Origin of the sequence: Pseudomonas sp. SZ57, assembly GCF_009495975.1 — a bacterium.
Lineage (GTDB): Bacteria > Pseudomonadota > Gammaproteobacteria > Pseudomonadales > Pseudomonadaceae > Aquipseudomonas > Aquipseudomonas syringae.
The window spans coordinates 167,415-184,179 of sequence record NZ_WIBD01000019.1 but is presented as its reverse complement, the minus strand read 5'-3'; the positions used below and the strand labels follow the sequence as shown (position 1 = coordinate 184,179).

The 16,765-nt window shown below is 57.2% G+C and carries 5 protein-coding genes; 1 reads left to right on the top strand and 4 read right to left on the bottom strand.

Going from position 1 to position 16,765, the window contains the following annotated elements; genetic code table 11:
- The 4 genes from GE543_RS17755 to GE543_RS17740 all read right to left on the bottom strand — a co-directional run.
- Positions 1–1,456, bottom strand: a 1,456-nt coding sequence (locus GE543_RS17755; protein WP_371927194.1) for an RHS repeat domain-containing protein, incomplete at its 3' end; no start/stop codon positions are given.
- Entirely contained in the window at positions 1,449–5,789 is a 4,341-nt protein-coding gene (locus GE543_RS17750; RefSeq protein ID WP_153222016.1) for a SpvB/TcaC N-terminal domain-containing protein, read from the bottom strand. The genes GE543_RS17755 and GE543_RS17750, both read right to left, overlap by 8 nt.
- A 19-nt stretch (positions 5,790–5,808) precedes the next feature.
- Positions 5,809–10,662 (bottom strand): neuraminidase-like domain-containing protein, encoded by a 4,854-nt coding sequence (locus GE543_RS17745; protein WP_153222015.1) that lies wholly within the window; start codon positions 10,660–10,662, stop codon positions 5,809–5,811.
- A gap of 41 nt (positions 10,663–10,703) precedes the next feature.
- Positions 10,704–13,667 (bottom strand): Tc toxin subunit A, encoded by a 2,964-nt coding sequence (locus GE543_RS17740; RefSeq protein ID WP_256664774.1) that lies wholly within the window; start codon positions 13,665–13,667, stop codon positions 10,704–10,706.
- A 237-nt stretch (positions 13,668–13,904) separates the two neighbouring features.
- On the opposite strand from GE543_RS17740, the gene GE543_RS17735 reads away from it, so the two are divergent.
- Positions 13,905–16,721, top strand: coding sequence for an RHS repeat domain-containing protein (locus GE543_RS17735; RefSeq protein WP_153222014.1), 2,817 nt, complete (start codon positions 13,905–13,907; stop codon positions 16,719–16,721).
- Positions 16,722–16,765: the final 44 nt, after the last annotated feature.

The window sequence follows — 16,765 nt, the reverse complement described above, 5'->3', positions numbered from 1 at the left end:
GGCCTGACGCCTGAGCAGTACTGATCTTGCGGCAGCGCTGACCCTGGCCGTCATAGACATAACGCTCTTCATCGCTCGCTGCGTCTTTACGCTGCAGCAGAGTGACAAGAGCAAGTTGATTACGCGCATTCCAACCCATAACCTGCCCGCGAACCAGTTGCAGCAGATTGCCGTTGGCATCAAAACTCGTAGCGAAATCCACATCCCCGTCATCGTCGGGCAGGCTGCGATTGCTGTCCGGGGCAACGTGCATGTTGCGGGTGAAGTTGTGCGCGCCCTCGTGGCGCATTTGCAGCAGATTGCCCGCTGCGTCGTAGCTGTAATTCTGTCTGTAGTTGCTGACCTGGCAAGGATCGAGCGTCGGCAGAGGTTGCAGACCGGGTAGCGCCGGACCATGGCTGGCCCCGTTTCTGACCTCCCGGCCAGTGGCTTCGATCAGTTGATACAGCGTGTCGTAACGGTAATGGCTGATCGGTTCGATAAGCTGATTGTTGCAATACCGGTCTGGTTGCGAGGCATCGTTGACCAGCAGGATATTGCCCACCGGGTCATAGCTGTAATTGAGTTTCTGCAGCAGCGTGCCGTCAGCAAAGATCGCGCTCAGCCCGGTCAGCCTGCCGTCCTGCTGATCATAGGTGTAAAGGCTGACTACGCCATTGCCCGCTGTTTCCTGTTCGACCTGATTGAATGCGTTGTAGCGAATCGCGCTGACCAGCGTCAGCGCATGCATGCTGTCGTTCAATATCAGGTCTGTGCTGTGCAGCTGTCCAGCCAGGTTATAAGTTGAAAGCTGGCTGTTACCACTGGCATCAGTCTGCGTCAGCACTTCACCTTGTGCGTTGAAAACGCGACAGGTCTGAAGGCCGGCCGGCTCCAGCAGCTCATTACGATCAGACTCTGTTGATGGCCAGTCCGCTGCTTCTGCGGCGAGCATGAAATGTCGTGTTTCGCTGAGTACCGAGCCATGCAGGCTGTAATCCTGCAGCAAGCGCGAGCCCGCCGTATCGTCATGGCGGACCAGTTGATTGCACTGGTTGTGTCCTGCCGCATCTGCCTGGCCATAGGCGAACCGCTCCGCGCAGCGATTCTGTTCGATGATATTTCTCAGGCGTAACAGCAGGTCGTACTCGAGCTGCCTCTCGGTGCCGCGACCATCCCAGCCGTGCAAGACCTGGCCCGCCTCGCCGAACAGCGCAACCCGCCAGCCGGCATCGACACTCTCGGTGGCCAACGCGTTGCCGCCAAGGCTGTAGACAGTGCACCGGTTGGCGTTGGCCAAACGTGGGTCAGTGGTGGCGAACATTCTGCCTGCCGGGTCGAAACGCTGCCTGGTAACCCGCATTGCGGCGGCTTCTGCGGCTTCGGTTCGATGTAAGAGGACCTTGCGCACGACCAGCCCACGAACCTCGGAAACGAGCAGTTCCGGCGTATGGGAATGTACCGCGCTATTAACCACGCTCGGCTGCCTTTCTCGCGGTCAGCACTTCCTCGGCCGTATCGTTTTCGTCCTCACTGATGGTGTACCAGACCCGATAGGTCTGTCGGCGCATCCAGCCTTTGGCGGTGATTGTGATGGTCGGACGCCCCAGCGGGTCGTAGAACTGTTTGTCGACAATGTTTTGTGAGCGTATCGATGCGTCGTTCACATACAGATGACTGTTGGCGAAATACGGCCGGTAAACGCGCACCGCCAGGCCTTTATTGTTGTATTCCACACGTTCACTGACACGCCAGCGCGGTGAAGCGTGGACAATTTTCGGCTTACCGTCGACCAGTTCGAGATTGCCCCATTCATCGACTGAATAGGCGTTGCCGTCCTCTACCTTTTGACGGGTTTGCAGCGTGCGACCGAAGCCGTCTATCGACGCCATGCTGACGCGGATCTGCCTGTCCAGGTCTTCCGGGTAGCGGTCTGCCACGAGGGCAGCGGTGGCCAGCGGGATGTGGACCTGCCCCAGAGCCGTGTTGCCGTCGTAATAGAGCGCGCTGGCTTGCCTGCCCAGAGCGTATTCGGGTTGCAGCGCTACCTCGCCGGCAGAAGCCCAATAATGCCCGGCGCGATTGAGTGGAGGAAAACCGACTGCCTCACCCAGTTCCTTGCCGTAAAAGCTGGTTGCCCATACTCTGCCGAAGGCGTCGTAATCAGCTTCCTGACTGTTCTGATTGGGGTCGATGATTCGTTTTGGTTGCAGCACACGATAATCGTATTCAGCGGTAGTGACGCAGCCTGCCGGGTCAGTGATGCGAGTCGCGAACAGATGGTAGGCGTCGTATTCGACGAGACTCCAGCCGTGACTGCGCGTGGGCCTGAACTGAGTAGGATGAAAGAAGTGCTCCTGACCGGCGTAAGTGGCGAAGCCGCGTTTTACCGACCATAGATTCAGGCTGTCTGCTGGCAGAAAGCTTGGCATTTGCTGATAACCGATCTCGACGAGTTTTTCGGCCAGAGTGACGCTGTCCATGACCCGCTCGTAGGCGCTCAGTGCATGATCATCCAGTTCTGCCGTTTCAACGGCGTCAGCCAGCGCCTGAAAGGTCGCCTCGCCATCGCCGCAACCGATGTAGCGTTGCACCGACAGACTGGTGAGCGTACGCGGCAAGGTTGCGAAGGGCCCGGACGGATCGGCGAACTGTTCGTAGCTGATCTGCTCAGGCGTCAAGGCGCTTGCCGGAATGAGCATGGCGTCGCCGCGTGTGCGGTAAGGCAGCCCCAGACGCCAGCTCTGCGGGCTGTCCAGGTGGATTGCTTCGGCGTGCATTTCATTCAGGCAGGACTGTTGCTGGGCGTCGTCGTGTGACGCCTCCCACCATTGTTGCTGGTGAGGGTCCGCAAAGGGTGGCGCGTCACCCGGTTTCTTGCGCCGGGCATAGTTGACGCTGACTGAGTGGAGCGTCGAGCCGTAGCGGTCCCACGCCAGGTTCAGGCTGTGTTCGCACATCGGGTCCTCCAGTTCCTCGGCCTCGTAACGATAGGTGATGACTTCCAGGCTCAGTGGCAGCATCGACGCGTAGGGTCGATGTGCGCTCAATGCCTGCAGTTGGCGAACCAGGTAGCGGCAGGACTGGGTCGAATACAGCACTGTGGGACGTTGACTGGCGTCGAGTCCAAAGACTTCGCTGCGCAGTACCGAGCCGCTCAGCGCTCGCGCCATTTCCTGCAAGGTCGCGTCATCCGCGTCCGTTATTGGCAGCTCTGTCTGGGTTGCGGCGTCGAGTCGGGACAACACATGCTCGCCGGGCAAGCGTGCCAGTGGGTCGCTGCGGTCGTGGTCGGTGCAGGGTCTGGCAGGATAGCGTCCGGTGTGGAACCAGATCTTGTTCAATACCGGAGCGGTAAAGTCTTCCTGATCCTGCGACGACGTTTCGGTGTCGGTCTGCAGGAGCAGGCCAAAGCCGCGAAACTCGCGCTCGCGAGGGTCATAGAAACCCTGCCGATAGCGGAACAACTGAGTCAGCGTATTGCCAGTGACCTTGTCCTGCATGGTTTGCCTGACGACCACATGAACCGGGAACGGTAATTCCGAGACAGCAACGCTGCCTGCGGCCCGCAGCTCGTTTTTTTCGTCCAGCCATTCCTGCGCCGAACTGCGATAGCTGACTTCGCCGGCAGCGCCGAGATTGTTGTCCGAGGCCTTCAGCAAATAAGGTTTGCGCACCGAGCCGGCCCGGTCCGCCGCGTAGTAAAGGCTCCAGTGCCGTGGCGCCATGTGCGGTACGGTCAGTACCAGACTGGAGAAACCGAGGCCCAGCAGATCGACCGCACTGAACTGGCAGAACCGGTCATAACGCACGCCCTCCGGCCAGCGCTGATCGAAGGGCGCGGCCAGACCGTTGCCGCCCCGGTTCATGAAGACCTGAAAGCCATCGGTTTGCAGGTACAGCACGTCACTGGCACCTGAACCGTCCAGGTCGGCCAGCCGCACCAAGCTCGAATCAAAGGCCTCATAGGTGTAGGGCAGGGTGGCAAACAACTGGCCCTTGCCGAACCGGCCTCGGCCCAGGTTTGGCCAGACGCGGATTTCGTTGTGCCGGATACGGATCAGGTGTTGTTGCCCTGTGCCCAGCAGGTCGCTGAACGCCACGAGTTCAGTGGAACTGTCGCTGAGCAATGGCAGGCGATCCTCGTCGTGAGGAATGTCCGTTGCTGCGGCGAATCCATCGGCTCGACGGTTGGCGTACAGGCGAACGCTGCGCGGCCCGATCAAGGCCAGATCCGACAACCCGTCGCCGACCAGATCCGCCATTTGGCCTTGCGGGTGGAAAAACTCTGCAGGAAAAGCCGAGAACGTGGCGTATTTCGACCAGCTTCGATCAGGGTTGAGGGTAAAGAATCCGGCCATTCCCGGCTGGGCGACTACCCAGTCCAGCCGCCCGTCGCCGGTCAGATCCGTGAGGGTCTGACGTACCGGTGTGGCTGAATCAGCCGTCGGGATGCGCGGTAACCATTCACTGGCTCCGTAGGCAACGGCGTCCGCGCCGCCAGCGGTATCACGGACCGGTTCGCGATAAAGCCAGGCCTTGTCGTCTCGGTACAGAATGCCGGGCAAGCCGTCGCCATACAGATCGACCAACTGGTATTGCTGGCCGTCATTCAGGCCGGCCATGGGCTCCAGCGGCGTGTAGATGCCCGACTCGAGACTGAAATCGGTGTATTGAAATTGCACAGGAGGTTGCTGATCGACGCGCCGCCAGTCCGTGCCATCCCATGCCTGCGAATGCGCCGCGCTCAGCAGGTTGTAGCCGAGCGTTGTCTGAAGGTGCTCCAGCAGCAGTCGCCGGGTCAGCAGCGGGGCTTCTCCGAGTTCATTCGGGAAGTGATGGAACATCAAGACCTGCCGGCACAGGCGCAGATTACCCAGCTCAAAACCATAGGCGAAACTTGAATGCGGATCACTGCGCACCGGCCAGGTAAATTGCTCGTCGTATTCGGGGGGCGGGTCACTGCGGGTGTCGCGCTGGTCATAGTCGAATATCAGGTCGAAATGCCACAACAAATCGTCCAGCGAATCTTCCTGCCACAGGTAAAGTACGGGGTGCGCCTTGGCGTTGCCGTAGCGAACCCGGCTCAGGTAGCGTTGGGCGCGGAAGTCTCTCGGGTGATCCTCCGCCAGGCCCTGATGGTCTTCGGGCTTGTATTCATAGAGGATGTGTTCGCCAACGGCATTCATGCTTTCATCCAGCAACCATTCGGCAACCCGATTCATGTCTGCCGGGTCGGCAATGCGCGATGAGGTCCTCCTGCCATAAAGGTTCAGGCTGCCGTCGGCGCCGTGGATCAGCCAGAAGCCGGGATCTGCAATGTCTACGCGCCAATGCTCGATGCGCGCAAAGGCCCCTTCGACTCGGCTGAAGTAACGCACCACCTGATAAGTCGCATTCAAATCATGGCCGTTGTAGCGGCTGACCTGAGTCGAAACCAGCGCGCCGCTGTCGTCACGTTCGGGCAGGCAGACATCGCCTCCGGGGCCGAAAATGAGGTCATCGTCGGTGTAGATCGGTACGCCTTTGCTGGCACGACGCGCGACTTTGCTGGTGTTCAGGTTCCAGCCAAGTCCGAACACTCCGTTGCCGGAAGTGCTCTGATAACTCAGCGACAGGGCGGGTGCGTAACCGCGTCCCGGACTGATCGGCAGAGCGACTTCCAGTGACGCTGCGCCGCTGGTACCAACGGATCCCCAGCCCTTGCCGATGCTTTGAATCGCGCCACCGCCTTTGGGTAATGACGGGGTGGCAACAGCCGGCTGGAGAGACTGCGGCGATTGATTCTGCGATTGCGATTGAGCTTCCATGACGCTTGCTCCCTGTCGGTTAACGACTTTTCGCCGTGTAGCGCATGTGCACGATGATGTCGGTGATCGAGTCGATCATGTCGCGCTGCGATGCCGGGTTGGAAAAGCTCAGTGTCCAGCGCGATATCGCACCGGTGCCCTCAAACGGCAGATAGCGCTCATCGTCGAAGTTGAAAACGAACAAGCCGTCATCGTCCACGCCGGTAGACAAGGCGATCTGCTGGCTGGCACGCAGGTTTTCCTTGAGCGGCCCGTCAGGCTGGGCGTCCATCTGCACCGCGCTGTACGACTGGGTCAGGGTGGCGCGGATGTCCTGATAAGGCCCGACCGTGGCTGGCAACGACACACTGATGCGCTTGATGCGCCGCAGGTAGTGGTCCGGGTAATCCTCGTCAAGCATGGCTCGGGTGATTTCGAACTCGGCAATCCCGTCTTGCGTCAGGCGCTCGACCACTGCATCCCAGCCGTGATTGATCCCCGTATCATCTCCCTCTGCTTCTGGCAGCTGGCGCACCGAAACCGTTTTGACGATCTCCATTTTGCGCTCGTTGCGGGTCAGGTAAGCCGCGTCCATGCGCAGCAGATTCAGTTTCAGGGCCTCGCCAGCAGTCAGGCCGCGCCAGGCATCCTTCCAGGCTGCAGGCTGGATGAAGGAGGCCGAGTAGTCGGCAATTTCATACTGCCAGCAGGCTTGTGTCGCCAGGCACAGTGAGAACGTGGCGTCATAGGCCTGGTAGTAGAAGGTCGAGAACTGCCCATTGAGCCATTGATAGAGCTGGCTGTTGGTGAAGCGCTTGTTGAGAAATGCATAGACAGTCTCGGCCTGTTTTTTGGCTTCCTGAGCCTGACGCAGTTGCAAGGCGGTAACGCGGGTCTGGGCGTCGTGGACAGTCAGTTGCAAGGTGATCTGTTCTGACTCGAGCAAGGCCTGATCGCGCGCGTGTTCCCATTCCTGGAGGCGCCGACGGAAGGATTCCGCGCGTTCCAGTGCCTGGCCGATAGACGTATGCTGAGCGGCGGAGGCATGAAATGCGACGGCGACCATTTCCAGCACGCCTTCCAGGCGGAAGCCCCCGACAGCACCTCCTGCCGCAGCGCCGACCGCCATGCCGCCTGTCGCACCGGCATGAAAGCCCGCATGATTAGGAGCCACTTTCAAGGCTGAAGCCGCAACGTTTGATGTGTTGGCATTCCCTTCAGCAATCCGTGCAGCGAGTAGCTCGCGGCCCACTGCGACTTCCCCTGCACTGACATTTTCAGCCGCCAGTAGGCCGTAAAAACTGGCTCGGGCATCAATCACGGCCTTGCTGGCCTCCAATGCCTTGCGTGCCTGAACTTCGACTTTTTGCGCCTCAAGCTGCAGGTCAATGGCGTACTGGGCGAACTCCCAGACCTGCTGCTGTTGCAGTTCCATCAACTGCCCTTGCTCCTTGCGCTCGATGATAGACAGCAAGGTGAAGCCGAACTGGATAAGGGTCTCCACGGCCGCGCTGGCTCTGGCGAACATGACCGGGTAGCGATAGTGCGGTGTTTCCTGAGCCAGCAAACTCCCCGCACCGCCCTCGGTTGCGCCATTGGCGTAGGCTGCGAGCAGCGCCCGTGGGTCCAGCGGTGCGGCGAACAGCGGCAGCGACAGTGGCTTGCCGTCCAGGGTGAGGTTGTGGCGCAGGTTGTACAGGCGCGACTCAAGCATGTCCCAGTATTTGACCAGCTCCGAATTCATCGGGAGGATGAAGTGATCGCTGTCTTCTTCGTTCAATGTCGGGTCGCTGCCGAAGGTGCTCAAGCGCAGGGACGGTTGGCTGAAACTGACAGTGGCTTTGCCATCGTTGGCGGCGGCGCTGGTACGTACCTGTTGTTCCTGCTCGACAAGCTGCTGCTCGAAAGCCCGCAGCCCCGGACTGGTGGACGCTGCCAGATCGCCCAGTGCCATCGGCGTCCATTGGCTGGTCAGTTTCACATCCGGGCGCGGCCCGAGCAGATCGAGAATACGCACGTACCACAGCTTGGCTTCGCCCAGACTGTCGGGCGTCAATTGCCGATAGGCCATGTCGCCGCGGTCGATAAGGTTTTTGATGTAATGGAAATACACCGCTTTCTGATAGCGCACCGGGTCGCTTGCCGCGATGCCGTCCGGGTCGATAGGGGCGCGCAGAAAGTAATCCGGGTCCGGTATCTCCACCAGAGGTCGAACGTTCCAGTAAGCCGGTGCGTCGCCTGTTTTTTTACGGCCCGGGTCGAAGATGAACCCGAGCCAGCGTTCGGCATCGGTGAAGCGTTGTTCCAGGTTCAGGCGATGGGAAATCATGAACGGCAGATGCAGAAACAGCTCCCAGAAGTACAGGCCGTTGGCGCCTTTGAAGTCCATCAGGTCAGCGATGGTGTCATCATCGATGGGCGGTTCCTGTAGCTGCTGGGTGTCCCAGGACAACAAGGCTTCGAGCGCAATGTTGGCCTTGTTGATCAACTCGCGGGCGAACAGCGTGTTCATGCGGATCGGGTCGCGGGTATCGATTGTGGAGTTGTCGCTGAACCGAATGCTGGAGGTGGAGAAATCGATGTATTCGGCGATCCCCAGAATGGCGTTGATGCGTTTGCTGATTTTGGGCGCGATAGGGTCGCCCCCATCAGCGGTTGTCCACTCCAGCTCTATTTCGGTGGATTTGAGGGCGTTACCGATCCAGGCAGGGGGAACTAGCGTGTTTACGGCAAAGCCGTGGGTGATGTAAAACTTTTTCGATCCGCTGATGAATTGGGTTTGCGGAAGATTTGGCAGAAGCGTGGATTTATCGAATGTAATGATTGTTTCGTAACGGCTCGGTGCTGTAATGCTGCTGGTCGGAGGTCGTGCGGTCAGCTGCTTTTGCGAGTTGTTGTGGGGGACGTTCATATCCAATGGGTAACTGAACGATTGGGCGAAAGAAAGCGTGTCAGTGTAGTGAGGCCCTACGTGTGCAGAGGGATACAGATTATATGAAGTTTCGCCTTGTATAAGTGCTATGAGTGCCCAGGATATGACCTCCGGGTCGGTTGCCGCCAAAGACATTAGCTCGACAGCGCCCACCTTCAGTTTGCCGCCTCTAAGGTTCCAGTCGGTGGTATATCGTTCTATACGGTAATAACTATTGTGTTGGTTGCGAAGGAAAGTGGTACTTGAGGGGGGGGCGGCTACAGCGCTATACAGGTTCAGCGACAGGTCGCCCCAATAGCCTCCGGTTGATTCGATTTTTAAGTTTGAGCCGTTCTGTAATATAAAGTTTTCATGGTAGATGTCGAGATCGTCGGGTTTCGTTATGAACTCAAACGTCCACTGGCTGGCTGGCTCAGTCAATATGAGTGTGGTTTTAGTAGTACCATTAATGAGGATGTCCTTGTTTATTGCAGTGCTTAATTTTATTGTGGAGTTTTCAAGGTCCAGGCGGGGTGCATAGACACCGGTCATCTGGGCTATTGCTTCCTGATGGTCTTGGTAGTCCCACCAGGTGTCGCCATTGTTTGGAGACGTTGTCAGGGGTGGTTTTAGCCTGATATACAAGCTCCACGTAAACTGAAAATTCCCCTTGTTCTTTAAAGCAAATGCCCAGCAGGTCTTGCGCACGCGAGGTTGCTCCAGACCCAGGTCTGCCTTGTCGGAAACGGCGTCTACGTGGTTCGCCACTGGAAAAGCTGGCGTTTTGTTGAAATTCTTGTCGATAAAGGCCGTGTGCAGAAAGGCATACGTCGACGTTGAGCCATCGGTGTCACCAGGCGCCAGCGTTTCACCCGCATACATCGCGATAAACAGTGATTCCGGGGAGGCCGATACATCGAAGATCGCAATATTGTTCAGGTCGTTCTCAAGGTTGACTGCCTTGCCTGCCCGGGTGAAGACATTGGGTGTTGTCACGTCCATGTAGATTTGTGGCGCACTCCATGAGTCGTCATATTTTTTATAGGAAATATTCAACACCAGACGCACATTGGGTGTGATTACCGTCAATGGCGCGATGTCAGCCGGTGGGGTGATGGGGATACTGCCATCGGCGCCTGGCTTAACCGTACCTTCGCGCAGCGTAACCGCTACCTGTTCGGTCACGTGAACCAGGTCCACCCACGTCACAAACAACCGGTTGTTGAAATACACCGGGCGAATGGTTCTTTCCAGTGTATTGGCATTGATGCCGATCTCGGCCCGCTTCCAGTCGGACCAGGCACCGGGTGTCGGGTTATCGTATTTCGGACCTTCAGTCCCTTCTTTGTAGGCGCGCTCATTCATGTCTACGGTGCGCCAATAATAAATATTCTCGGCGCGCGACTTGCCGATAAAGTAATACTTGCCTTCTGCGAATCGGTCGCTGTCGATGTAGCCGTTGATGATCGTCAGGTTGGCGACTTCTTCAAAACTGGCCAGATAGGCTTTTACCGCATCTTGCGCCGTGTCGATATTGATCCTGTTCTGATTGATGTCGTTTTCCAGTTGTGAGAAGTAGCTGGACTTCTTCAAGCGCAATGCCGGAGAAATATAGATCTCTGGGTAAAGCGCCAATTGCATATTGGCCGCCCAGATCGGGTATTGACTGCTGCGTTCACGCCACTCGACAAAGCGCGCTTCGGTCGGCAGCAGCGTTTCATAGCCCGGCTCCATGCCCAGTAACGTGCCATTGATGAGCTGCTGCAGGCTGCTCATTGCCGATGCGACATAGCTGGTCTGGACTTCATTGCTGACCTGATTGTCGAGCAGAAAAAACTCATACAGGTCATTGGCGGTTTTCAAGCGCTGGTCCAGGCCCAGGCGCTTCAGCATAGGGTCGTTGGGTACGACCTCACTCAGATAGTAAGCCACCAGCGCATCGCGGAAGGATTCGTTGAGCCGGCTTTCAAGGGTATCGGACATGATCAGGCCTCCATGGCATTGAACAGGTTAATGCTCACGGCTTAACGGTTGGCGGCTATCACGGCTTCGCCTACGGACTTCCAGTGCGAGGCCGTGCTGGTCGCTGTCAGGTCAGTAGCCGACAGTAATTGTCTTGCCGAAAGGCCGGTGACGTCACTGGCGCTGTGCATCCGGCTTAACCAGTCCACCTCGTGCATGCTGGAAGCGATACGATCTGACCCGGTCAGCAATGCGTTTGCGGCCAGCACTTCAGATGACGTCCAGCCTGTCAGTGACGCCAGCCGCGCAGCACATTGTGTAGCGTCTCGCTGCGGGTCATTGGCTTGCTTGAAATACTCGAGCAGCGCTTCCTCCGGGTAACCGCAGTGGTCGCGCCAGTTGCTGTAACGGTCGAGCAAATACAGACTGTTCGGTGAGAGATAAAACTGGCCTTCTGAGCCTGCGTACAGCCAGCGTGGATTGATCAAAAAAGTGCGCAGTGCCCGGGCGCTCAGCCCCAGTTGCTGGCTGACTTCTGAATAGCGAATCAGCGTCGAGAGTGTCTGAATGACGCCATTATCCCAAAGTAACGCAGCGAGAAACTTGCTTACGTCGCTGCCTGCCCAGCGTATCACCGGCTCGCAACGGTCCGGCGGCAAACCGGTGAGGGTCAGCAACAGCTCTTCCACCAGCCGATGCTGATTCCGATAGCCGTTCAATACGAACGTTGCAAGTCTGGCTTCGACTTCGCTTGCAAGGGGTTCCGCGATGGCTATGGCGGACAAGCGTTCATGCAGGGTGCGGCGGATGCTGACCGCGGGTTCCTCGTGCAGCGGCTGAGTCCTGACCAGCCCTGATTCGTCGATCAGGTAAGAGAGGATTAACCACCAATTGATGGTGTTGTTTTGGTCATCCTTGCTTGGCAAATCAAGGGATGCCAGCTGGTCGCTGTTCACTACAGCCAGGCGCGCATCATTGGTTAATTGCTCAAGCTGAACAGTCAGTTCCTGCGTGACTATTGTTTCGGTCATGTCCCAGCCTGCCTGACGTCGCAGTGTGGTGACGTCTCGATCAGACGCTTCGAGCCATGTGACTGCCCAGTCCAGGTGCATCAGGATATCGAGCACGTCCGGTTCGGTGTCGTCGAGTTGACCTGAGACCACCTTTTTCCGAAAAGACAGAGAGCCTAGCAGGTCGATCAATGCCCGGCATTCCGCAGTGGTCAGACCGAACATCGAAGCAATGCGGGCTTGGCGGTACAGCGAAGAGATCATGCTGACGTTGAGTCTGAAGTCAGTGGGCGCGTTGCCAATCAGTTCGCGAACATCGATGGCCAGTTGCCTCAGGCCCTCATGAGTGCTGGATAAATGCAAGGCTCGGCTCAATTGAGCGCGAGCTTTGACGTGCTCGCTACTGTCCTGATCGAGGTCGAGAATCGACCCATCCAGCACCAGCGGGGTATCGAACAATGCCGGGTTGTTGAATACCCGGTCGAACATCGGCAAGCGTCCGTCGTTTGCCTCGCCGGGCATCTGGTGAACAAAGACTGCAAACTCTTCCGGCGCGAGGCCGTAACGTTTGTTCAGATACCGATAGGTTCCCAGTGCGCGTAGCGTATTTTCCGTCAGCACCATCTGAAGGTTCACGGCGCCTTCGGAGCGAATGACCGCCATGACCAACGTGTCCAGCGCTGTAAAAGGAATGCCCGTCCAGCGCTGCAAACGGATCATGCGTTGCAGGCGGTCGAAGCGGTCCACGCTGGTGTTGACCAGCCGCTCAATGCCGTATTCATCCTTGTTCAGAGCCATTACCGGCTGAGTGGTCGGGCCATTGACGTAGCCAGCTCCGAATCGAGCCTTGATTGCTGTCAGACTTGCCTCGCGTGGGGAGTCTTCATCCGCGGTGTGTCCCGCTGACAGGATGTTGGGAGAGGCATAGGCCGTGTGGCTGCCTATGGCAAGAAGGGCTTCGACTCCGTCGCTGTCCAGACCCGTCTTCTCCAGAAAGACGTTCAGATTATTCAAAGGATTGCTGGCGTCGTCGACGTAATCAACGTTGTATTTCGTTTTGAAGAACTGACGGGTCAGGTCTGCTGACGTGTCGGCGTTTGCCTGACTGGATAAGGCAGGTTCAAGCACGATTGCCTGTTGCTCCGGGCCTGCTCCGCTCATCAGCACCTGTGCAATGGCACTGGAGTGCTGCACTTTCCCATAGTCACTGCCGGATCTTGACGTGGTTGGAACTTCAAGGCTGACGCGGTAACTCAGCTCGCCTAGCGTTGGTTTCTTCCCGTCAAGCCCAAGGCTGATCTGTTGAAAGTGAAAGTTGTAAGGAAACTGAAACGGGTGTTGTTTTTCGGCCACCAATTGGTAAATAGATTTGTCCTTGTCTTCAGGCACCGTGTCCACGTAGGCGTTGATGGCTTTACTTAACACCTGATTGACGATATGCAGCGTAGGCACTGGCGTGAAGGTGCTTTGTTGATCGATCAACAGATCCTTGAGGTCAGGCCGTCGTTCATCGAGCTTGATTCGGCTCGGTTCCGCCACGCTGCCTTCCAGCTGTTCCATAGCAAAACGATACAAGGACGTCAGGTACGCCACTGGCGAATCCTTGGCCTCGATTGCACCCACCTTGCAAAACAGATCCCAGTTCTCCTTGAACAGATTAGGGAAGCCAGGCCCGATGTCTACCAGCGAACGCACGCCGGTGCGCCGCGTCAGCTGTTGGGTTCGGCCTGAGGACAGCAGTTGATTGCGATACAGGCGCACGATCTGGGTGGCGTAACAGCGAGCGTTTTCATAGGCGAGCGCTGCATCAGCATCGCTGATACGTGAGAGTTCGTGAACAAAAGCGCTTTTGGAGCGCCGTACGATATCGAACACTGAATGGATGTTAAGTTTTTCCATCGCGTTGATGAACGGTAACGTGTCATCGCCATGTTCGTGCGTGTCGTTCCCGGTTCGGGCCAGGTTGCGTAGAAGGGAGAAGGGTTGCTCGGTCATGTCCGGCGCTCCAGTGGTCATGACACAGCCTTGTTTACCGTGGCGCTCGCGTCTAGCTGACAAAAGTGTCAGTCAACCATCAACAACACCAAGAATTTCCCGGCAAAACAAAGCATTAGCGCCCGACGCTGAAGGTATATTCATTGGCGATTGACCACCCAAAGGTTATGCCTATTGGTTCTTGACCAAACAGCGTGCGTCCGTCTGTCTGCTGTTATGGTTGAAGGGCGTCACTAACGGCGGGTAGAGGTTTCAAGGATGAGCTCGATCATGCACACCAACACGCCGCAATTGGCGATCAGCGATTCACGGGGTCTGCCAGTACGCAGTGTGCAGTTCTACCGTGGCGCTGATGGTCAGCCTGTCGAAGCCAGGGTGACGCAGCACTATTTCGACGAGGCCGGGCGACTGATCGCCAGTCGCGATCCACGTTTTTCCAGTCGTTCGAAAGATGGTGTCTGCGCGCCTGTGAACCTGATGCAAATTGTCAGCTTGTCCGGGGCTTCGCTGCTATCGAACAGTGTCGACTCAGGTTGGCGGGTGAGCCTGAACGGCGAAGCGGGGCAGTTAGTCGACAGCTGTGACGGACGTGACAACCCGCGCCAGATCGAATACGACGAGCTGTTGCGCCCTTTGGCGATCAACGAATCAGGCCGAATGACCGAGCGCTTCACTTATGGCGGGCCTGCCACTGCTGAGCATAACCAGTGCAATCAACTGATTCGCCATGACGATACGGCAGGCTCGCGCTTGCTGCTGGACTATGGACTGTCGGGTAGGGCGTTGAGCGAAAAAAGGTACTTTCTGCAGTCGCCTGACAGCCCGGACTGGCCACTTGCCGAGCCTGATCGTGATGCACTGCTCGAGCCCGTCGGCCTGCAGACGCGCTGGGCTTTCAACGCGCAGGGCGAGGACCTGGCGCAGACTGACGCCAACGGTAATGTCCATCGTTTCAGCCACGGTGTGACTGGGCAACTGCACGCTGTTGAACTGACCCTGGCCAATACGGCACAGCCGCAAACGCTGGTCAGTGCCATTCACTACGACGCGTTCAATCAGGTCGAGCAGGAGACCGCAGGAAATGGTGTGGTCAGTCGCTATGTGTATGATCAACAGGACGGTCGGCTGACTGAGCTCAGTGCGCTATCTGCCGACGGCTCAGTGTTGCAAAAACTGAACTACAGCTACGACCCGGCAGGTAACGTTCTACTCATCAACGATGCCTCGCAACCAGACCGATATTGCGACAACCAGCTTATCGAACCGATCAGCCGTTACCGTTACGACACGTTGTATCAGTTGATCGAAGCCACGGGTCGGGAGGTCAGAAATGGGGCCAGCCATGGTCCCGCGTTGCCCGGGCTGCAATCTCTGCCGACGCTCGATCCTTGCCAGGTCAGCAACTACACGCAGAGTTACAGCTACGACGCAGCGGGCAATCTGCTGCAAATGCGCCACGAGGGCGCGCACAACTTCACCCGCAACATGCACGTTGATCCCGACAGCAATCGCAGCCTGCCCGACGATGACGAGGATGTGGATTTCGCTACGAGTTTTGATGCCAACGGCAATCTGCTGCAACTGGTTCGCGGGCAGGTTATGGGTTGGGATGCGCGTAATCAGTTGCAGCACATCACCACTGTGCAACGTGAAGACGGGTTGAACGATGACGAACGCTATGTCTATGACGGCCAGGGTCAACGTTGTCGCAAGATCACGCGTTCGCAGGCCTCAGGGCGTACCCTCGTCAACGAAGTGCGCTACCTGCCGGGGCTGGAAATTCGTACCACGGCCGATGGAGAAACTCTCCACGTCGTTACGGCTCAGGCGGGTCGCAACAGCGTGCGGGTGTTGCATTGGGAAGCTGGAAAACCAGACGCTATTGCGAACGATCAGGTGCGTTACAGCCTGGGTGATCATCTGGGCTCAAGCACGCTGGAGCTGGATCAGCAAGGTGGCCTGATCAGCCAGGAAAGTTATTACCCCTTTGGCGGCACGGCCTGGTGGGCGGCGCGTAGTGCAGTGGAGGCTAAGTACAAAACAGTGCGTTATTCGGGTAAAGAGCGTGACGCCAGCGGGCTTTATTATTACGGGTTCAGGTATTACGCGCCGTGGTTGCAGCGGTGGATCAATCCGGACCCGGCAGGGGCTGTGGATGGGTTGAATTTTTATGCAATGGTTCGGAATAATCCGGCAGCTTGCGTGGACCCCTCTGGGCTCGCCGGCGACTATCGTGGACGGCGAGACAGTGTCGAGCGTGACGTGTTACGTGATACCGACATTCTTGCACGTGGTAGAAGCGAAATATCAAGGCTTCCAGACACTGAAAGTAGTTATATGGACAAGGCTTTCAAGCTCGCTCACCTTGCCTTTGATGAAAGCTCAACAATTCTCGCCGCTCCGGGGTTGGCGGACATGCCTGAAATGCTGGTGAGTTATGTGTTGGGGGACAGCGTCAAGGAGAGGCTTGGCGAGGTGGTTGAAACATACACTGCGACGGCGGCCATGCTGAAAGAATATGATGAAGGAGGGGAGCAGTACAATCAGATTGCTGTGATGAAAAGCTATCCAGGGACGGATGCATTTATTGACCTTGAAGATCAGCATAAACGCATATTCATAGTAGAAGACTTTTTAAAGCATCATGTGGCGGGCACATCAATCACACTGGGGCATGAAGTGTCCCACATCGTCCGCGACAACGAAATTCTTGATTTCGGGTACCTGGCTCCCGGCTTACGGGATGAAGAAGACGCCGCTATAAGTGAGGACCGCTACCTGACGCACCTTGAGGGCGGGCTTCAGTCGGCGATGGAATATTCTTATGGTCAAAAAAATCCGCACATGTTTCGAAGCGTCAAGCGCATGATGCAAAAGAATGTGCTAGGTGCCGAGAGAGCCATGGAACTTTTCAAGGTCAAGAGCATGCAGGACCTGAAAGTCGAGCGTTTGAGCGATCCCGGAGTACGAACCAATCTATTGATGAACAATGCAGACAGCTTGGCAATGTTAAGTTTCATGCTTGCGGAGTCGGCTGTGAAAGGCCGTCTGAGAAGCTGGGGTGCATTGATATAATGCCGGTATGGGCCATCCATGCCATCCGGCATGGGCAAGGCTGA